17 protein-coding genes are annotated in these 18,764 nt (G+C 67.2%); 10 read left to right on the forward strand and 7 right to left on the reverse strand.

Annotation, left to right across the window (positions count from 1 at the left end; genetic code table 11):
* Positions 1 to 85: 85 nt before the first annotated feature.
* Both HMI58_RS00080 and HMI58_RS00085 read right to left on the reverse strand, forming a co-directional pair.
* Positions 86 to 529, reverse strand: a complete 444-nt coding sequence (locus tag HMI58_RS00080; protein ID WP_225667803.1) for a low molecular weight phosphatase family protein — start codon at positions 527 to 529, stop codon at positions 86 to 88.
* Positions 530 to 620: 91 nt separating this feature from the next.
* Positions 621 to 1,007 (reverse strand): DUF3253 domain-containing protein, encoded by a 387-nt coding sequence (locus tag HMI58_RS00085; protein ID WP_171617739.1) that lies wholly within the window; start codon positions 1,005 to 1,007, stop codon positions 621 to 623.
* Between the two features lie 44 nt (positions 1,008 to 1,051).
* On the opposite strand from HMI58_RS00085, the gene rlmH reads away from it, so the two are divergent.
* From rlmH to HMI58_RS00105, 4 genes are all read left to right on the forward strand, one after another.
* Positions 1,052 to 1,510 carry a 23S rRNA (pseudouridine(1915)-N(3))-methyltransferase RlmH gene (gene rlmH / locus HMI58_RS00090; RefSeq protein WP_171586178.1) on the forward strand — a complete coding sequence of 153 codons (459 nt, stop codon included), beginning with the start codon at positions 1,052 to 1,054 and terminating at the stop codon, positions 1,508 to 1,510.
* 109 nt (positions 1,511 to 1,619) lie between these two features.
* The gene (locus tag HMI58_RS00095; protein WP_171617740.1) at positions 1,620 to 2,234 is read left to right on the forward strand and encodes a hypothetical protein; all 615 of its coding nucleotides are present in this window, start codon (positions 1,620 to 1,622) and stop codon (positions 2,232 to 2,234) included.
* Between the two features lie 90 nt (positions 2,235 to 2,324).
* Positions 2,325 to 3,059 (forward strand): YcnI family protein, encoded by a 735-nt coding sequence (locus HMI58_RS00100; RefSeq protein ID WP_171617741.1) that lies wholly within the window; start codon positions 2,325 to 2,327, stop codon positions 3,057 to 3,059.
* An 84-nt stretch (positions 3,060 to 3,143) separates the two neighbouring features.
* A complete protein-coding gene (locus tag HMI58_RS00105) occupies positions 3,144 to 3,827 on the forward strand; it encodes a DUF4232 domain-containing protein (RefSeq protein ID WP_171617742.1) in 684 nt (227 codons plus the stop codon).
* 61 nt (positions 3,828 to 3,888) lie between these two features.
* On the opposite strand, the gene HMI58_RS00110 is transcribed toward HMI58_RS00105, so the two are convergent.
* Positions 3,889 to 4,416 carry a hypothetical protein gene (locus tag HMI58_RS00110; RefSeq protein WP_171617743.1) on the reverse strand — a complete coding sequence of 176 codons (528 nt, stop codon included), beginning with the start codon at positions 4,414 to 4,416 and terminating at the stop codon, positions 3,889 to 3,891.
* Positions 4,417 to 4,539: 123 nt separating this feature from the next.
* Between HMI58_RS00110 and HMI58_RS00115 the strand changes: the two genes are divergently transcribed.
* From HMI58_RS00115 to HMI58_RS00140, 6 genes are all read left to right on the forward strand, one after another.
* Positions 4,540 to 9,381 carry an ATP-dependent helicase gene (locus HMI58_RS00115; protein WP_171617744.1) on the forward strand — a complete coding sequence of 1,614 codons (4,842 nt, stop codon included), beginning with the start codon at positions 4,540 to 4,542 and terminating at the stop codon, positions 9,379 to 9,381.
* Complete coding sequence (locus HMI58_RS00120) at positions 9,374 to 10,180, forward strand: Fpg/Nei family DNA glycosylase (protein WP_171617745.1); 807 nt, start codon at positions 9,374 to 9,376, stop codon at positions 10,178 to 10,180. The genes HMI58_RS00115 and HMI58_RS00120 overlap by 8 nt, the downstream gene beginning before the upstream one ends.
* 28 nt (positions 10,181 to 10,208) lie before the next feature.
* Positions 10,209 to 12,158, forward strand: coding sequence for a DUF6541 family protein (locus HMI58_RS00125; protein ID WP_171617746.1), 1,950 nt, complete (start codon positions 10,209 to 10,211; stop codon positions 12,156 to 12,158).
* Between the two features lie 44 nt (positions 12,159 to 12,202).
* A complete protein-coding gene (locus HMI58_RS00130; protein WP_171617982.1) occupies positions 12,203 to 13,111 on the forward strand; it encodes an RluA family pseudouridine synthase in 909 nt (302 codons plus the stop codon).
* A gap of 53 nt (positions 13,112 to 13,164) precedes the next feature.
* Positions 13,165 to 13,812 carry a VTT domain-containing protein gene (locus HMI58_RS00135; protein ID WP_318779092.1) on the forward strand — a complete coding sequence of 216 codons (648 nt, stop codon included), beginning with the start codon at positions 13,165 to 13,167 and terminating at the stop codon, positions 13,810 to 13,812.
* A 331-nt stretch (positions 13,813 to 14,143) separates the two neighbouring features.
* Complete coding sequence (locus tag HMI58_RS00140) at positions 14,144 to 15,028, forward strand: hypothetical protein (RefSeq protein ID WP_171617747.1); 885 nt, start codon at positions 14,144 to 14,146, stop codon at positions 15,026 to 15,028.
* Here HMI58_RS00140 and HMI58_RS00145 read toward each other — a convergent pair.
* From HMI58_RS00145 to HMI58_RS00160, 4 genes are all read right to left on the reverse strand, one after another.
* Positions 14,970 to 15,275: a hypothetical protein gene (locus tag HMI58_RS00145; protein ID WP_171617748.1), complete on the reverse strand. Its 306-nt coding sequence runs from the start codon at positions 15,273 to 15,275 to the stop codon at positions 14,970 to 14,972. The genes HMI58_RS00140 and HMI58_RS00145 overlap by 59 nt on opposite strands.
* A gap of 48 nt (positions 15,276 to 15,323) precedes the next feature.
* Positions 15,324 to 16,601 carry a DUF2254 domain-containing protein gene (locus HMI58_RS00150; RefSeq protein WP_171617983.1) on the reverse strand — a complete coding sequence of 426 codons (1,278 nt, stop codon included), beginning with the start codon at positions 16,599 to 16,601 and terminating at the stop codon, positions 15,324 to 15,326.
* Between the two features lie 101 nt (positions 16,602 to 16,702).
* Positions 16,703 to 17,866, reverse strand: a complete 1,164-nt coding sequence (locus HMI58_RS00155; RefSeq protein WP_171617749.1) for an acyl-CoA dehydrogenase family protein — start codon at positions 17,864 to 17,866, stop codon at positions 16,703 to 16,705.
* 32 nt (positions 17,867 to 17,898) lie between these two features.
* Positions 17,899 to 18,675: a 3-hydroxyacyl-CoA dehydrogenase gene (locus HMI58_RS00160; protein WP_171617750.1), complete on the reverse strand. Its 777-nt coding sequence runs from the start codon at positions 18,673 to 18,675 to the stop codon at positions 17,899 to 17,901.
* Positions 18,676 to 18,764: the final 89 nt, after the last annotated feature.

Raw genomic sequence — 18,764 nt, forward strand, 5'->3', positions numbered from 1 at the left:
TCATTCTGAGACCTGCGCTGAGCGTACACCCGTGTTCGGGTGTCGGGAAGGCCGGGAATCCGAGACTTACCCCTTGCGCCTGAGGCTAGCCTGCCGGGAGCAGGCGACCTTTCAACTCGCGGACCCTGGCATGGATATCGTCACGGACCAACTCCATCCGTTGGCGACCTTCGATTCCCCGCAGTGAGGGCTCATCGGTGTCCCACACCTCCACTGCAACCCCGTCCACGGATGGCACCCGGGCCTCGGTCCCCAACACCACGACAAGTCCCGCGGCTCGCATGTTGTCCTCGGTGAGCATCGTGGGTTGCTCGCCAGTGATATCGATGCCCAGATCCAGCAGGACCTCCGCCGAAAGGCCATTGATTGCCGCACCCGGGTTGGTGCCCGCCGATGAGACGACGACCTGGGCACCCGCCTCATGCTTCATCAGACCGGCAGCCATCTGGGACTTACCGCCGTTCTTGACGCACACAAACAGCACAGCAGGAAGCACTCGGTCTGCATTCTTCTCGGGATGGTTCATCATGGTCGCCCTTAGCTTTATGCCCTTGATAAGGGTGGTCTATGTGAAAGCAACGATACGCTATGACATCGACAACTTTCGATGTCTCGGGCGATTACAGTGTCCTCCGGATACGGAAGAGTCCTTTCGCAGTGGACGGATCGACCACTGACCCGTTCTGCACGATCTGGACCTGACCAGTCGCGACCAGCCGCCGGGCTGCCCGCCGTGCGGGCTCGATGAGGTCCCGCCAGTCGGCACCACCCACGGCGTGCGCAGCGTCGGCCGAGCCGATACTTGATCCGGCCGTCAGCAGGGTGAGGATCCGGGCTTCCAGCTCCCGATCCACCCGGGTCACTCCGCGGCGTCGACAGTCGGCGGAGCAGTAACGCACCTCGGCCCAGGTGGAGGCCCATTTCGCCCGCCATTGAATCCGTCGCCCACAGGATACGCAGGTCTTGTCGTTCGGTGTGCGAGCCGTTCCGCGCTGTCGGTGGGCCATCACCTCATTCTCCACGGGCGGGCCCCTCCTTGTAGGGTTTGGCTGTGGCACTAAGGATTCTGGCGGTTGGCAAGAAGCATGAGGCGTGGGTCAGCGACGGCATCGCGCGGTACGAGAAGCGCCTGAAGAAGCCGTTCGACCTGGGCTGGCAACTAATTCCCCACTCCTCCCGGGAAAACGATGCAGCCCGTCGCGAAGAGTCCGAGCGGCTGCTGGCAAAGCTGACGGGCGACGACTTCGTGATTCTGCTCGACGAACGAGGCAAAGCCCTTGACTCTCCCGGCCTGGCCCGCACCCTGCAGCAACCCATCGACAACGCCCGTACGGTGATTCTGATTATTGGTGGTGCCTACGGTGTGGACCCGTCAGTGCACACCCGGGCCAATCTGGTGTGGTCCCTCTCCCCGCTGGTGTTTCCCCACCAGCTGGTGCGGTTGATCCTCGCCGAGCAGCTCTACCGTGCGCAGGAAATCGCCGGTGGTCGACCCTATCATCACGAGTAACGCCGTTCCACCAAGCCGAGCACCCCACCGCGTCGAATACTCTTAGGTGGGGCGGGTAGCCCAACAGCTGCAGTACGAGTGCGGACAACTACTTGATCCAGGGAGGACCATGAGCAGCGCATCGCCTTTTGCTCGCCTGGCCCGTTCCCTGGCGACGTCAGCGGTTATCCTCTCCCTTGCTGCCGGGGCGCACGTGATCGGTGGGGGGCATCTCCCCGCCCCGTTGATCGTTGCCGTGCTGGGTTCGGCAACGCTCTTAGCAGTGACTGTCATTGCCAGGAAGGCTCTAACGCTACCCGCCCTCCTTCTGGTGCTTGGAGTGGGTCAGTGGCTCCTGCACACCGGGTTCAGTCTCACCTCCACTGCTTCAGCCTGTGTCGCCGCCCCGGCCCGGCACTACGCCGTCCAGTCCGTCAGCTGCCTCCCCAGTGGTGCGCACACCCACGCCGCCTCGGCCCACGCCGACGTGTGGATGCTTGCGCTTCATGCCCTCGCCGTCATCGTCACCGGGTTCATGCTGCAACGGGGTGAGACCGCCGCACGGCTGGCGGCGTCCTGGCTTGTTCCACTGCTGAGGCTTCCCGACGTCGTCGGCCCTGTCCCAGCACCACGGATCCCGCTGTTTCCCCCAGCACCCATCCGCCGGTCCGCCCGCGCCTTCCGTGATGTTCCACCGCTGCGTGGTCCACCGTCGACGCACGCCCCCGCTCTTTCCCCCGCCTGATCCACCGGACGGCCGGGGTTCACACACCCCACCCATTTTTCGCTGCCTGAGAGCGCCATGCGCCCGGCCAGCACCCAGAAAGGTATTCCCATGAAAACTTCAACACGTCGCACTGTCACCACCTCCGCGCTCGCCGTCACCACCGCCGGCCTGATGGCACTGGGCCTCGGCACAGCATCAGCACACGTGAACGTCAGTCCCGCCAGCACCACCGCCGGCGGTTACACACAGCTGAACTTCTCAGTGCCCAGTGAATCTGACACCGCGCTGACCGAGAAGATCGAGGTCCAGTTGCCAACGGATTCGCCCTTCACCTCGGTCCGGGCGAAGCCGGTCGAGGGCTGGACCGCCGAAGTAGTCCGCGGCGAGCTTCCGGAGCCCGTCGAGATCGACGGCGCCACCGTTACGGAGGGCGTGCTGTCGGTCATCTGGACGGCTGACAGTGAGGAAGACCAGCTCACGGCCGACGAGTACCAGATTTTCTCCCTGTCGGTGGGGCGCCTCCCTGAAGAGGGAACCATCGTGACGTTGCCTGCCATCCAGACCTACTCTGACGGCAGCGTGTCGAGCTGGGATGAGGTCGCCGAGGAAGGTGCCGAGGAGCCCGAAAGCCCCGCTCCGTCCTTCGTCACCACTGCCGAGACCGAAGCGGGCGGCCATCACAGCGCGGAAGCAACCGACGAGGCGGAGGCAGCTGACGCCGAACAGGCTTCAGCTACCGAGTCCACCTCCACTCAGCCGGTCATCTGGGTGGCTCTTGCCGCCGGGTTGCTTGGCCTGGTCGCAGGCGCACTGGCCCTGGTCCGGACCCGCAACACCAAGTAGCGGTCTGTAACGATCCCTGCGTCAATCGGCTGCGAAGCACTGCGGCCGATTGACGCAGGGTCGATCAACGGCGATGGTGAGTCCATGCGTATCCACACTCGGACTTCGTCCAAAGCCGCTGCCCTCCTCGCGGCCCTGAGCACCATCGTTTTACTCGCGGGCTGTGGAACCTCAGATCCCACCGACCAGGACACCACTACACCCGCGGCTGAGGTCAGCGCGTCGGCCCCGGCCACTGAAGAACCCACCGAGGAACAAAGCGAGGCGGCCTCTCCAGCGCCCGACACCTCGACAACCCCCACCGGCGAACCTTCCGGGGAGCCGACAGCCTCCGAGCCCGCCGAGGCTGGAATGTGCACGGCAGCAGATCTCTCAGCGGTGGTGGAGACCCCGATGGGTGCGGGCGGCGCCGGAACGGTGGAGCGCACCCTCATCCTCTCGAATGCCTCGGACGCGGAATGCACCATGACCGGCTACCCGGGGGTGTCGTATGTGGATGCAGCCGAGGCTCAGGTTGGCGCTCCCGCTGACCGGGAACCCGGCGTCGAGGTTCCCACGGTAGTCCTGGAACCGGGGCAGTCGGCGATTGCCACCCTCCTGCAGACGAACGCCCAGAACTATGGGGACGCCTGCAACCTCACCGATACCACCGGAGTGCGCATCTATCCGCCGGGCGCCACCGATTCGCTGATCGCGCTCCAGGAATCAGTAGGGTGCACTGCCGAGGACATTGTCCTGATGACCGTCGGCCCCATGGTCGCCATGTAGGGATCCTTCCCATCCCATCCCATCCCGGGAACCACCCGGCCGGGGCGGACGAACCGGTAGGCTACCTCGCGGCGGCAGCCGGAACGGACTCTGTACCGTGCCGCTGGGTGAGCAACACGTGCCGCAGCCGGCCAGCTGCGAGCGCGAAGACAGCGGCGGTGAGCAACTGGAGCGTGAGGGTCAGCCAGGTTTGGTGCGCCACGACGGCCCCCACCCCGGCAAGAAACGCGAAGACCCCTGCGGTGACCATGACCCGACCGCGTTCCAGCAGGCCGTACGCCACCAGGCCCAGGCCCAGCACAATCCACCCACCCAAGCCACGCAGTACCCCGATTGACCCGCCGAGCAGGGCTCCGAGCTCCAACGCGACGGCCAGCACCAGGTAGGTGCCCGAGTTTGCGTTGATCGCTGGCGGGTTGCGCACCAGCCACGGGCCGGCCACCAGGATCAGCACCAGCGTGGCCACCACGAAGTAGGCGGCCACCGCACCGGTATTCTCATCCGCGAGCAAGCTCGCTACGGCACCACCGACAAAGAGCACCGACACTCCGGCCAATGGGACCCAGTTGTTGCCTACCTGGCCACTCATGCGTGCGCCTTTCCTCCTGCAGCGGGGCGTTCTTCCTTGAAAGCTACCCCTCATTCGCCCGCGGCGCGGGAGCCTACGCCCGCTGAGTCACAAAATGTCAGCAGGCTGCGAGATGATAAACCGGTGACTTCGGTGCTGGATAGGTTCACCCCCGCGACTCATCAGTGGTTCGCCGGCGCCTTCGCCGCGCCCACCTCCGCACAGGAGGGGGCCTGGAACGCCATCTCGGCGGGCTCCAACGCCCTGGTGATCGCACCCACCGGTTCCGGCAAGACCCTCGCAGCGTTCCTCTGGGCCCTGGACAAGTTCATTGCCGCCGGCGCCGACGACACGGGTCTCCCCGCCAAGGGGACAACAACCCAGGGAAAGGCAGCGGGCAAGGAGGTGCCGGCGAAAAAGCGCGGCACCCGGGTCCTGTACATATCGCCGTTGAAAGCCCTCGGCGTCGACGTCGAACGCAACCTGCGCGCACCCATGATCGGGATTACCCAGACGGCAAAACGACTGGGACTGCCAGCCCCCTCCATCACGGTGGGGGTGCGCTCAGGTGATACCTCGCAGGCCGACCGGCGCGCTCTGCTGACCCGCCCGCCGGACATTCTCATCACCACGCCGGAATCGTTATTCCTGATGCTGACGTCCAAGGCCAGGGAAACCCTCACCGACGTCGACACGGTCATCGTCGATGAGGTCCATGCGGTGGCAGGATCCAAGCGCGGCGCACACCTTGCGGTGTCGCTGGCCCGGCTGGATGCACTCCTGGAAAAACCGGTGCAGCGGATCGGGCTGTCGGCCACCGTGGAACCCCAGGAAACGGTCGCCCGCTTCCTCGGCGGCAATGCGCCGGTGGAAATTGTCGCCCCGCCGTCGAAGAAGCAGTGGGACCTGACTGTCACGGTGCCGGTGGAGGACATGACCGAGCTGGGCGGACCGCCCACCCAGAACGGTGGCGATGACACCGACGGTGACGCCTACGGCGCCGAAGCAGTCCCCCAGGGGAGCATCTGGCCCCACGTCGAGGAGAAGATCGTCGACCTGATTCAGGCGAACCGCTCGACGATCGTGTTCGCCAACTCCCGTCGGTTGGCCGAACGGCTGACCGCCCGCCTGAACGAAATCCATGCCGAACGACTGGAGGCTGCCGCGCTGCGGGCGGCAGGACCAGACGGAGCGGACCCCGACTCCGGACAGCCCGCTGGGCAGCGGGCAGGGCAGGCGCCCCCCGCCCAGCTGATGGGCCAGGCTGGCCAGACCGACGGCGCCGAGCCGCTCCTCGCTCGGGCCCACCACGGCTCGGTGTCCAAGGACCAGCGGGCGCTGATCGAGGATGACCTCAAATCCGGCCGGTTGCGCTGTGTCGTGGCGACGTCCTCGCTGGAACTGGGCATCGACATGGGTGCCGTTGACCTGGTGGTCCAGGTCGAATCGCCCTACTCGGTGGCCAGCGGCCTGCAACGGGTGGGCCGCGCTGGCCACCAGGTGGGTGAGGTATCCCAGGGCGTGCTCTTCCCCAAACACCGCGGGGACCTGGTCAACACTGCGGTCACGGTGGAACGGATGCTCGCAGGGAAGATCGAGCCCCTGTATATTCCCGCGAATCCGCTGGACATCCTGGCGCAGCAGACGGTGGCAGCGGCAGCCCTGGGCACCATCGACGTGGAGGAATGGTTCGACGTCGTCCGACGCTCCGCACCGTTTGCCACGCTGCCCCGATCGGCGTTCGACGCGACCCTGGACCTGCTGGCCGGCCGGTACCCCTCGGACGAGTTCGCTGAGCTGCGCCCCCGGATCATCTGGGACCGGGTGGAGGGCACCATTACTGGTCGGCCCGGTGCCCAGCGTCTGGCTGTCACCTCCGGCGGCACCATCCCCGACCGCGGACTGTTCGGGGTCTTCCTGGTGGGCTCCGCCGAACCTGGGACGGGCGGCAAACAGGGCGGACGGCGGGTCGGCGAACTCGACGAGGAGATGGTCTACGAGTCACGGGTGGGCGACGTGTTTGCCCTCGGCGCCACCAGCTGGCGGATCGAGGACATCACCCACGACCGGGTGCTCGTCTCCCCCGCCTTCGGTCAGCCGGGCAGACTGCCGTTCTGGAAAGGAGACTCCCTTGGCCGTCCCGTGGAACTGGGCCGCGCGGTTGGCGCCTTCGTCCGCGAAACGTCCCTCGCTTCGCCCGAGGACGCGCAGGCGCGGTGCAAAGCGATCGGCCTGGACGACTGGGCCTCGGGCAACCTCCTGACCTACCTCTCCGAGCAGCGAGCAGCTACCGAAATAGTGCCCAACGACCGGACGCTGGTGGTCGAACGGTTCCACGACGAGCTCGGCGACTGGCGGGTCATCCTGCACAGCCCGTTCGGCATGCCGGTTCACGCTCCCTGGGCCCTCGCCGTCGGAGCCCGCCTCGAGCAGCGGTACGGCATGGACGGCTCGGCGATGGCGTCCGACGACGGGATCGTGCTGCGGGTACCACTGATGGAGGACGAGCCGCCGGGGGCGGAACTGTTCCTGTTCGACGCGGAGGAACTCGACGGAATTGTCACCACCGAGGTGGGTGGCTCGGCCCTGTTCGCTTCACGGTTCCGCGAATGCGCGGCCCGCGCTCTCCTGCTCCCCCGCCAGAACCCGGGAAAACGGTCCCCGCTCTGGCAGCAGCGGCAGCGTTCAGCGCAGTTGCTCGACGTCGCCCGGAAGTATCCGACGTTCCCGATCGTGCTCGAAACGGTCCGCGAATGCCTGCAGGACGTGTACGACCTGCCCGCCCTGAAGGACATCGCCGCGAGCATCGAACGCCGGGAACTGCGGATCGTGGAGACCACCACCTCCCAGCCGTCGCCGTTCGCCCGCTCCATGCTGTTCGGCTACGTGGCCTCGTTCCTCTATGAGGGGGACTCGCCGCTGGCCGAACGGCGGGCGGCCGCCCTCTCCCTGGACCCCACCCTGCTCAACGAACTGCTGGGGCGGGCCGAACTGCGTGAACTTCTCGATCCGGGGGTCATCGCCTCCACGGAGAGCGAACTGCAGCGCCTCGCCCCGGACCGGCTGGTGCGCGGGCCTGAGGGGGTAGCGGACCTGCTGAGGCTTCTGGGGCCCCTGACCACCCGCGAGGTGGCGGAGCGCTTCGAAACACCCGAAGACTCCGGCGACACCCCGGCCACCGACCTGGTGGGCCCGTTACTCACCCAACTGGTGCAAGCCAACCGGGCACTGCAGGTGTTCGTCGCCGGCGAGGAACGCTGGTCAGCGGTCGAGGATGCCGCCAGGCTGCGCGACGCGCTCGGGGTCCCGCTGCCGATGGGGATCCCCCTTGCATTCATTGAACCGGTCGCGGATCCCCTCGGGGATTTGGTGGGGCGCTACGCTCGCACCCATGGGCCGTTCACCGTCGTCGAAACGGCCCAGCGTCTGGGCCTTGGCGTTGCCGTGGTGCTGACCGCCCTGCAGCGGCTCGCCGCCGACGGCCGGGTGGTGGAGGGCGAGTTCCGCCCGGTTGCCTCCCTCCCGGAAACAACCTCGGAGACCACCCATACCGCGTCGCCCAGCGAGTGGTGCGACGTCGAAGTGCTCCGCAGGCTCCGTCGCCGGTCCCTGGCCGCCCTCCGGCAGGAGGTGGAACCTGTGGATCCGGCCGCCTATGGCAGGTTCCTTCCCGCCTGGCAACATGTCGGGTCCACCCTGCGCGGACTCGACGGTGTGGCCACCGTCGTCGACCAGCTCTCGGGGGTACCCATCCCGGCATCCGCCTGGGAACCGCTGATTCTCGGTTCCCGGGTGGCGAACTACACGCCGGCGATGCTCGACGAGTTGACGGCGACCGGCGAGGTGGTCTGGTCCGGAGACGGATCCCTGCCCGGCAACGACGGATGGATCGCGCTGCACCTGGCGGAGAACGCGCCGCTCACCCTCCGACCCGATCCCGTGTTCGACCCGTCAGCCCTGCAACTGAACCTGCTCGAGCTGCTGGACCGGGGCGGTGCCTACTTCTTCCGGCAACTCGTTGAGTCCCTGGACTCCGCGGCGCCGCTGAACGATACCGAGGTGGTCAGCGCCCTGTGGGAACTGGTGTGGGCCGGGCGGATCAGCAATGACACCTTCACGCCGGTGCGCAGCCTGCTAGCTGGCGGCAAGACCGCGCACAAACAGCGTGCCGCCCCACCCCGCGCCCGCTCCTCCCGGCTGGGCCGGCTGGGCCGTGCCCCCGGGGCGTCGTTGACCGGTTCCTCAATGCGGATGTCAGGGGCCGACGACGGCGCCCGCGGTTACCAGCGCAGCACCCCGCCGATGGCCGCGGGACGGTGGACCATGCTGCCGCCCGTGGAGGCGGAGACCACCGTCCACGCGCATGCCACTGCTGAACTGCTGCTGGACCGGTATGGAGTAGTCACCCGGGGCTCGGTGGGCAGCGAGGGCACCCCCGGTGGCTTCGGCCTGCAGTACAAGGTCCTGGCCCGGCTCGAGGAGATGGGCCGGTGCCGGCGCGGGTACTTCATCGAACACCTCGGCGCCGCCCAGTTCGCGGTCCCCGCGACGGTGGACCGGCTGCGCTCGTTCGGCGCCGACGCACAACAGGAACGACGCCCCGGTGAGGACCCCGGCGTCGTGCGGTCCTCGATCGCCCTCGCCGCAACGGATCCAGCCAATCCCTACGGGGCCGCCCTGGCGTGGCCTTCCTCCGACGGCGGGCACCGTCCCGGCCGGAAGGCTGGCGCGCTGGTGATTCTTCAGGACGGGCACCTGGCCCTGTATGTGGAGCGGGGCGGGAAGACTGTGCTGGCGTTCACCGATGATTCGGCGGCGCTGCACGCCGCGGCCGGCGCCCTGGTTGCCATTATCCGCCGGGGCGCGGCCGAAAAGATGGCGATCGAGAAGGTGAACGGGGAACCGGTACTGGACTCGGAGGTGGGCCGCGCGCTGACCGCTGCGGGGTTCTACTCCACCCCGCGGGGACTGAGGATTCGTGCCTGAGGGGGATACCGTCTGGCGGGCGGCCCGGGAGCTGAACGCGGCCCTCGCCGGCCGCACCCTGACACGATGCGATATCCGGGTTCCGAAGTTCGCGACTGTGGATTTCACCGGCGAAACGGTGCAGAACGTGGTGGCCAGGGGCAAGCACCTGCTGATCCGGGTGGGCGGCGATGACGGGTGGACCATCCACTCGCACCTGAAGATGGAGGGCCTGTGGCACATCTACGCCAAGGGGGCCAAGTGGCGGCGTCCGGCGTTCAAGGCGCGCTGCATCCTGGAGACCCCCGACGCCGCCGCCGTCGGTTTTGAACTGGGTTTCCTGAAGGTCCTGCCCCGCTCCGGGGAGGAAGAAGCGGTCGGCTACCTGGGCCCGGATCTGCTGGGACCGGACTGGGATCCCGAGGAGGCACTGCGACGGCTCAGCTCCCAACCGGACCGCCCGATTGGGCTGGCCCTGCTGGACCAGCGGAACCTGGCGGGGATCGGAAACGTGTACCGGTGTGAGCTGTGTTTCCTCGCCGGGGTGCACCCGCTGACCCCGGTGGCGGAAGTCAGGAACCTCCCCCGGATGGTGACGTTGGCGAAGAAACTGCTGGAAGCCAACAAGGCGCGGTCCACCCGGGCGACCACCGGGAATCTGAGGGGTGACACCCTGTGGGTGTACGGCAGGGAGCACCGCGGTTGCCTGCGCTGCGGCACCCGGGTCACACTGGAACAGCTCGGGGACAACGAACTGGAACTGCGCGACCTGTATTACTGCCCGTACTGTCAGCCCGCCAGCACCTTGGCCGCCGAATGATTTCACCTACCATCACCCGAGGGGGCCTATGAGCTGGGCAGCGACCCTCCCGGCGTTCGTGGTGGCACTCACGGTGGTGTTCGGGCCCGGCCTGGCCTGGGGTGCCGCGCTGGGGTTGCGACGGTTGACCCTGCTGGCCCTCGCCGGTCCTTTCAGCGTCACAGCGGTGGTGCTGTCCGCCGAGGTCGCAGCTTTCGCTGGGGTGCGGTGGTCGCTACCGCCGGTGCTGGCGGTTACCGCGGTGGTCGCCGGAGCCCTCTGGATCCTGCGCCGCCAGTTCGGGCACCTGATTCACGGCGCCCCGGTGCCTGCCGAGCCGCCGGCCCGCTGGCGTCTGGTGTTCACCGCGTGGGCGGTTGCTGCAGTGCCGGTGGCAGCGGTGATGTTCTGGATGTTCGGTGTACCCGAAAACATCGCCCAGTCCCACGACAACATTTTTCACCTCAATGCCCTGCGCTACATTACCGAGACGGGCAATTCGTCGTCGCTGACCCTGGGGTACCTGGGGACCCGGGAGGGCACGTTCTATCCGGCAGGGTGGCACGCCGTGGTCTCCCTGGTGATCGCCACAGTGGGCATCCCCCTGACCGCCGCCATCAATGTCACGAACCTGGTGCTCATCACCGGGATCTGGAGCGTCGGTTGCCTGTTCCTGGTCAGCCGTCTCACCGGCGAACGCTGGCTGCCTCTCCTGGTCGCTGGCGTGCTGTCCACCGCGTACAGCTCCTTCCCCTATCTGCTCCTCGAGTTCGGCGTGGTCTACCCGTTCATGCTGTCCATTGCTATCCTTCCCGCAGCGCTTGGGCTGGTGATCCAGCTGGTGCGGGCCGGTACCGAGGTGTCACTGACCCGTTCCGGGAGTGCCCTGTTACTCCTCGGTCTCCTGCCGGGACTGCTGCTGGCCCACCCCTCGTCCCTGCTCGGGCTCCTCGCCCTGGCGGCCCCCGCCGTTCTGGCGGTGACGTTCGCCAGGATTCGCACCAGCGGCGGCCGACGTCGGCTGGTTGCGGTGTCCGGCGCCGCGGCGTTCCTGGTGCTCGCCGCCGTGCTGTGGATGACAGTACGCCCCGCCCGGAGCAGCGCCGACAACTGGGCACAGATGGGCGATGCCGGAGGAGCCGTCTCGGAGGTGCTGTTCCACGGCCCGTTGGGCCGCCCGGTCGCGCTCCTGGTCACGGTGCTCACCGCGGTCGGTGCCGCCGTCGTCCTCTACCTGCGCAGCCACCGGTGGGTGATCGCGATGTACCTCGTGGCTGGCGCCCTGTTTGTGCTCGGCAGCTGGCAGGAAGTCCCCACGCTGCGGTGGATTGTCGCGGGTGCCTGGTACAACGATTACTTCCGGATCAGTGCGATGCTCGCACCAGCCGGAATCCTGGTGGCCAGTATCGGCGGCGTCGCCCTGGCGCAGACCCTGATCCTGGGTCTGCAGAGCCTGCGTGCCCGGCGGGGCACCCCCGAACCCGCCTGGTTCCTGCCAGCGGCGTCAGCAGTCCTGGTGGTGATCGGCCTGGCCGTCGCGCCGCTGTTCGCGGTGCAGCGGGGAGTCAATGAGGCGGCCTTCCACTACCGGTACACCGAGGATTCCCGGCTGCTGACCATCGACGAGCTGACCCTGCTGGAGCGGCTCCCGGAGCACGTGCCAGCAGACGCGGTGATCGCGGGCAACCCGTTGACCGGCGCCTCATTGTCCTACGCCTTCGCCGGCCGGCAGTCACTGCTCCCCTACGGAACCAATCCCGCCACCGAGGAGGCCCGCGTCGTCTTCGACTATCTGGACACCATGCGGCTGAACCCTTCGGTCTGCGAAGCGGTGCGCAGCACCAACACGGCCTATGTGCTGGACTTCGGGACCGCCTCCGTCCACGGCGGGCGGGCGGTTCCCTTCGCTGGCCTGAACGACCTCTCCCTGGCGGCCGGATTTGAGCTGGTGGACCAGGAAGGCAAGGCGTCACTGTACCGAATTGTGGGGTGCAACTAACGGCTGGCAGTCTGGGGACAGCGCACGCGTACCCTAGATAGGTGATGCAATCCCCCCTTCCCGTCCGCAACGGCGTCAACGCCACCCGGTTGCGCCTGCCCTCCGAGGGCCCCTGGGGGACCGCGCTCGACTACATCCTGGACCGCTGGGACCACGTGGACCCGGAAGGCATCGCCACCCGGTTCGACCGGGGGGAGGTCGTCGCCCTGAACGGAGAGCGGCTGACCCGGACCACTCCCCTTACCGAGCACACGTTCGTCTGGTATTACCGGGAGCTCCCGGTTGAGGAGCGGCTCCCCGTCGAGGTGGGCATCCTGCACCAGGACGAGAACTTGCTGGTGGTCGACAAACCGCATTTCCTACCCACCACACCGGGCGGCCGGTATGTCGCGGAATCGGCGCTGGTCCGGCTCCGCGTCCAGCTGGACCTGCCCGACCTGATCCCCATGCACCGGCTGGACCGGCTGACGGCTGGGATTCTGCTCTTCTCAACCAACCCGGCGACCCGCGGAAACTACCAGTTGCTCTTCGAGAACCGGCTCATCTCCAAGGAGTATGAGGCTGCCGCCCCGGTGGACCCGAGTCTGGACCTGATGGCACAGCCGCGGGTGGTCCGCAGCCGCATCGTCAAAAGCCGTACCTACCTCCTCGCCCAGGAGGTGGACGGGGAGCCGAACACCGAAACCCTGGTGCACCTGGTGGAGGAACGCAACGGCCGGGGCCGTTACCGCCTCACTCCGCACACCGGGAAGACCCACCAACTGCGCCTGCACATGGCCGGGCTTGGACTGGGGATCCTGAACGACCCCTTTTACCCGGTGCTGCTCCCCCAGGCCCCCGACGACTACGACAAGCCGCTGCAGCTCCTGGCCAAAAGCATCGCCTTCACCGACCCGCTGAGCGGCGTCCACCGGCGCTTCGACAGCCGGTTGAGCCTCCAGGACTTCGGCTAGGAGCCATTCCGGCCCCTAGACCGCACCCCACCGGTCACCTGTAGATTGGAAAAGTGGATCTCACCGATCTCGGAGCATGGTCGCCGCTGTTCCATCCCCTGACTTTCATAGTCGTTGTCGTCGACGTGTTCATCCCTGCTGTGCCCTCCGAGTTCCTGGTGATCGCCTCGGGCACCATGGCGTCCGAGGGGACACTGCTCCTGCCCATCGCCCTGCTGACGGCCACGCTGGGAAGCTGGCTGGGCGACATCATCCTGTATCTGCTGTTCCGCAATCGGTTGACCTCGTGGCTGGACAAATTCAAATGGGGCCGTGCCGTCCACCGCAGCATCCGCACCGCAGTGGAAAAGGCGGGCAAGTCCCCCACCTACGCTGGTCTCATCGCCCTCAGATTCCTTCCCGCGGGCCGGACCGCCGGAGTCGCGGCGGCCGGGATCGCCAACCTTCCGTTGCGGCCCTTTCTCGCGTGCGCCGCCGTCGGCGGTATTCTATGGTCCTGCTGGTTGGTGATGTTGGGGTATGTCACCGATGCCACCACGGGCTTCCCGTTGTGGGTGAGTGCCCTCCTCGGAATGGGGGTAGGTACTCTGGTGGGACTTGTAATTGCTGCATTCCTCGCGCTCAAGCAACGCCGGAAGGGTAAGACAACTGATGAGCACCCCGACGCCGCCCACCCCCCGGCTGCCAGACAAACCGACTAGGTTGCCTGCCGGGACACCCGCGCCCAGCGGATCCGATGCACCAGCTGAGGCGCCCTCCCCCGTGCTGGAGCGGCTCCGTGCCGCGCGACCGAAAGAGGCCAGCCCAGCGGCGCCTTCCGACGACGCCAGACCCGGCAGCTCCCGCCCTACGCCACCACCCGCCACGGCGGCCAGTGCCTCCCCAGCTTCGATTTCCCCCGCTAGGACACCGCCCGAGACACCACGTGCAGCGCCACCACATCCCGCACCGAAACCGGCCGGAGCGAAACCCACCCGCACGACGACGGCGGTGCGCGTGACGGCTTCCCGCGCAGCAGGGGGTGGGTCGTCAATGATCAGACGTATCGGCTCCTGGGACGCGGATCTGGTGCGGCGGATCGTGGTCACCCTGGCGGTTGTCGGTGCCGCCCTGGGCACGGCCCAGGTCGCGGGCGCCTTCGGCGGACCGGACCTCCGGGAGGCTGCCCTGGGGACCTTTGACCCAGCCGCCACCCTGGTCTCGCCGGCCACCCCGGCCGCCTATGCCTGGCTGCTGATTGGTGTGGGACTGATCGGATACACCATCCACCAGTGGCTACCCGCCCACCACCGGAGCCCCCGGCACCGGGGCCTCGGCTGGACAGTGGTTGTCGCCGCCCTGTTGACCCTCGGGTGGGCCGTCGCCGTCCAGCGGGGCATGCCCACGATGAGCCTGGTCCTGATCTTCCTGCTTCTGGCCGCCCTGCTGGCCTCCCTACGCTGGCTCAACCACTACCCGGCGCAGACCCGGTCGGAGGGCCTCCTCGTGGACGTACCGCTGGGCCTCTTTCTCGGCTGGACCGGCGTCACCGCCACCGTGCACACTGCTGCGGTGCTGACCACCCAGGGCGTTGACTGGTTGGAGCTGGGCGCACAGCGCTGGGCGCTCATCGGGGTGGTCCTGCTGACCCTCGCCGCGATGGCTGTGTGCATGACCGACCGGGGCCGGATCGCTGTAGCGCTGGCCGTCCTCTGGGGGCTGATCCTGATCGTTCCCGGGCGGCTGATCGGTGACCCCCAGTCGATCCCAGTGGCGTTCGCTGCCGGGCTGGGCGCGTTTTTACTGATCATCTCCGCCGGATCGCGTCGTCACCGGGTGGACCACGCCTACCGCCGCGCGTTGCGGGCCCGCCAGATGGCTACAGTCGCTCCCATCGATTTCTTCGACGACGAAGAACCCGCAACGGCCCGACAGTAGCAACCCTCTCGACGGCGTGCCGCATGTTCACGGCCGCTTGCACGGCCTGACCGGCACCGGTCTCGTAGTCGGTTTCCTCCACCAGGAAACGCAGGGTGATCCGGGGCACCCCCGCGACCACATCGAGTTGCTTGGCTTCCACCAGGTGGGCGGCGCCAAGGGCTGTCTCCGCGGACTCCATCACCGCTTCCGGTGCGTGCCCTGGGAGGAGACCAAGGATGTCGAGTTGGGCGCGAAACGAGGGCATGACCACAGTCTGCCATCGACGGCGCCGTCGGGCCCGGTCCGGTCTGCTTCAGCGTCGATCTTCGTGTGGAGCGGTCACAAGGTCTTCCGCAGACCCGATTCCGGACGCGTCGGGGACCAGTGCCGCTTTTCCGTCAGCCTTCGACGCGGCTGCAGCGCGGGCGCTGCCATCCAGCAGCTCCCGCTGATACGTCAACGGCTGCTGACGGTCGGCGGGGGCCACCGCCATTAGGTCGTCCAGGGCCAGCCGCAGCCGTCTGGCCACCTGGGGGGAGCCCGACCCTGCGATCCGGATTTCGTCGAACCCGAGACGCACGTACCCGTCCCAGAGCATGGTGGGGACCGTCAGCCGGAGGGTACCGCCGTCGTCGTCGTAATGACCCGAATGCAGGGGGCGGCGACTAATCTGCCGCAGGATGTCGTGGATCCGGTCGATGGCCTGGACCGCCGTGGTGGGGTCTTCGAACGGCCCTGAGGACAGTGAACGGATGGCAATGTCCACCAGCATGCGAAGTCCGTAGGCAACGTCCTGGTTCATCGTGCGTTCCGGCCCGATCGCCACAGCCCTGACGACGTCGGGCCGCGGCAGTCCGCCGTGCTCGCCGACAATCCTGAAGAGTGCGGAACCCGTGGGAATGTAGTCTCCCACAGCCCACAGCAGCTCTAGCCGGCAGCCGGCGTGACCGGCGAGGGTGACAAGTTTTTGGTGGTCGACGGCGAACATCACGCCAGCCTTGGGCGCCACAATCAGGTCCGGTCCCAGATCGGGAATTGGGCCCGGGTCAGGGTAGACGTGGTCCAGGGTCTTCATGGTGTCCTTCGCCACCCACCCCACGAGGGCCGCGACGCGCAGGGACTGACCGATGTGGTTCAGGTACCAGACCAGGGTACCGATGCAGCTGAGGACGAGGATCATGGCGACGAGCACCGCCAGGCCGGGGACGGTACCGCCCTCCGGCGAGACAGCGACGGAGCGCATGGACAGCAGCGCGTGCGAGAACGTGCCAGCGAACAGGCCGATGGCGCATTGGCTCGGCCGGTCCTGGAGGATCTGCCGGACGATGCGCGGCGAGAAGACGCCCATCGCGAGCTGGACCACCACCACCACGAGCGAGAGCACCAACCCGGTCAGGGTGAGCATGGCGAAGGCGATCAGATAGAGGATTTGCATGGCTGCGTTGGCATCGCCAGTGACGCTCTCGGGAATCAGTGTTCCGTCATCGATCGAGGTAGTGACGAGGGATGTCGCGACCCCGCCGAGAATGAAGAGCAGCGGGATGGTCCAGAGGCTCGTCTTGAGATAGTGGCCGATACGGAAACGCTTGATGGGGGCCTCGTCTCAAGAGGGTGGACGAGACTGGGCCGGGCTCCACCCTCGCAGGTAGCCCTACGATACCCGCACCCGGGGAAGTACCGGTGTGGTGGGCTCTAGTTGATGGCAGAGAGCCCGGTGATGGCACGCCCGACAATTAGGGTGTTGATCTCGTAGGAGCCTTCGTAGGTGTAGATGGCTTCGGCGTCGGCGAAGATCTTGGCCATCCGGAAGTCGGTGGTGATGCCGTTCCCTCCGAGGATCCCGCGGCCCAGTGCCACTGTCTCACGCATCCGTGCCGTGGTGTACGCCTTGGCGAGTGCCGCTTGCGGCATGTCCCCGCCACCATCCTCCTGCAGCTGAGCGACCCGCGCCATCATTCCCAGGCTCGCCGTCGTGTTGCCGAGCATCCGCACCAGCTGGTCCTGCACCAGCTGGAACCCGGCGATGGGGCGGCCGAACTGCTGCCGTTCCACCGCGTACCGGCGGGCGACGTCGAACGCGGCAAGCTGCTGGCCCACCGCCTGCCACCCCACCAGGATCCGGGACCCACGGAGGAGCGTCCGGGTGTCGGCGAACGTGTTGATCCCCGCGAACCGGTCCGCTTCGGGGACCCGCACACCGTCCAGCACGATGTCAGCGTTCTGGACGGTACGCAGCGCGATCTTGTTCTCAATACGGGTCCTGGTCACTCCGGCCAGGGTGGCATCGAGGATGAACCCCCTGATGCTCCCGTCGGCGGTGTCCCGTGCCCACAGCAGCATGTAGTCGCAGAAGGTTCCGTTGCCGATCCACCGCTTGGCCCCATTGAGAATCCAGCTATCGCCGTCGCGGGTCGCTGTGGTGGCCAGGCCGCCAGCGACGTCGGAGCCGTGCAGGGGCTCGGTGAGCGCAAACGCGCCGGTGATTTTCAGGTCCATGGCGTCCTGCAGCAACCGCGCCTTCTGGTCCTCGGATCCGAACTCGTGCAGGGCCTCGACGAACAGGTCGTGGTGGACCATGAAGAAGGTCGCCAGTGACGTGTCAGCCCGGGTCATTTCGGCGATCACCATGCCACCGAACAGGTAGCTATACCCCTGCTGCACCGGGGTACTGAGATTCAGGGCGGCGAGCTTGGGCAGCACATCGATGGGGAACTCGGCACGGTTCCACCAGTCTTCGGCGGCCGGTGCCACCTCCTTGTCGAGGAAGTCCCGGACATCGGCGAGCTTGGCGCTCTCGGCCGGGCTGAGCAGGGACTCGAAGCCCATGAAGTCGGCGGTGGGGAGGGTGCTCTCCATTGAGCTGTTCCTTTCGTGGGCTGCGGGAGCAGCTATTTCGGTGCCATGCGGATGGCGCCGTCGAGGCGAATGGTCTCGCCGTTCAGCATCTGGTTCTGCACAATGTGGGAGACGAGGGCAGCGTATTCATCGGGGCGGCCGAGCCGGGACGGGTGCGGTACCTGGGCTCCCAGGGAGTCCTGTGCCTCCTGGGGAAGACCCGCCATCATCGGGGTTTCGAAGATCCCCGGCGCGATGGTAACCACCCTGATCAGGGAGCGGGCGAGCTCCCGGGCGATTGGCAGGGTCATCGCCGCCACCGCTCCCTTGGACGCCGCGTAGGCTGGCTGGCCGATCTGGCCGTCGAACGCCGCCACCGACGCAGTGTTCACGATAACCCCGCGCTCCTGCGACCCGTCGGGCGGGCTGATCGGCTCGGTCACAGCGATCGCCGCCGCAGACAACCGGATCACATTGAAGGTGCCGATCAAATTGATGTTGATGACCCTGGCAAAGTCCTCCAGCGGGAGCACACCGTCACGTCCGAGGACCTTGCCGGGGGTGGCGATCCCCGCACAGTTGACGACGGTTCGGAGGGGGCCCAGCGCGACGGCGGTGTCGACGGCGGCCTGGACCTGCGACGGATCGGTGACGTCTGCCGGGGCAAAAACGGCCCGGTCGCCGAGTTCGGCGGCAACCTCCGAGCCTGACGAGTGGGGCAGGTCGACGAGGACCACCGTCGCGCCCTCGTCATAGAGTTTCCTGGCGGTCGCCTGTCCCAGCCCTGAGGCACCCCCGGTGATCAGGGCAACAGTGTTGGTGATGTCCATGGTGTCTCCTTGAGCTTCTTGGTGGGGTTGGCCGATCTGCAGGTAATCGGTGCGCAGCGTGAACCTGGTGCCCACCAAACATTACTGTG

It is taken from the genome of Arthrobacter sp. 147(2020) (assembly GCF_013116715.1).
Classification (GTDB): domain Bacteria; phylum Actinomycetota; class Actinomycetes; order Actinomycetales; family Micrococcaceae; genus Arthrobacter_D.

What these genes read in the sequence shown, in the direction of transcription:
- HMI58_RS00080 (WP_225667803.1), bottom strand. Translation starts at nt 529, where the DNA reads ATGATGAACCATCCCGAGAAGAATGCAGACCGAGTGCTTCCTGCTGTG.
- HMI58_RS00085 (WP_171617739.1), bottom strand. Translation starts at nt 1,007, where the DNA reads ATGGCCCACCGACAGCGCGGAACGGCTCGCACACCGAACGACAAGACC.
- HMI58_RS00095 (WP_171617740.1), top strand. Translation starts at nt 1,620, where the DNA reads ATGAGCAGCGCATCGCCTTTTGCTCGCCTGGCCCGTTCCCTGGCGACG.
- HMI58_RS00100 (WP_171617741.1), top strand. Translation starts at nt 2,325, where the DNA reads ATGAAAACTTCAACACGTCGCACTGTCACCACCTCCGCGCTCGCCGTC.
- HMI58_RS00105 (WP_171617742.1), top strand. Translation starts at nt 3,144, where the DNA reads ATGCGTATCCACACTCGGACTTCGTCCAAAGCCGCTGCCCTCCTCGCG.
- HMI58_RS00110 (WP_171617743.1), bottom strand. Translation starts at nt 4,416, where the DNA reads ATGAGTGGCCAGGTAGGCAACAACTGGGTCCCATTGGCCGGAGTGTCG.
- HMI58_RS00125 (WP_171617746.1), top strand. Translation starts at nt 10,209, where the DNA reads ATGAGCTGGGCAGCGACCCTCCCGGCGTTCGTGGTGGCACTCACGGTG.
- HMI58_RS00130 (WP_171617982.1), top strand. Translation starts at nt 12,203, where the DNA reads ATGCAATCCCCCCTTCCCGTCCGCAACGGCGTCAACGCCACCCGGTTG.
- HMI58_RS00140 (WP_171617747.1), top strand. Translation starts at nt 14,144, where the DNA reads ATGATCAGACGTATCGGCTCCTGGGACGCGGATCTGGTGCGGCGGATC.
- HMI58_RS00145 (WP_171617748.1), bottom strand. Translation starts at nt 15,275, where the DNA reads ATGCCCTCGTTTCGCGCCCAACTCGACATCCTTGGTCTCCTCCCAGGG.
- HMI58_RS00155 (WP_171617749.1), bottom strand. Translation starts at nt 17,866, where the DNA reads ATGGAGAGCACCCTCCCCACCGCCGACTTCATGGGCTTCGAGTCCCTG.
- HMI58_RS00160 (WP_171617750.1), bottom strand. Translation starts at nt 18,675, where the DNA reads ATGGACATCACCAACACTGTTGCCCTGATCACCGGGGGTGCCTCAGGG.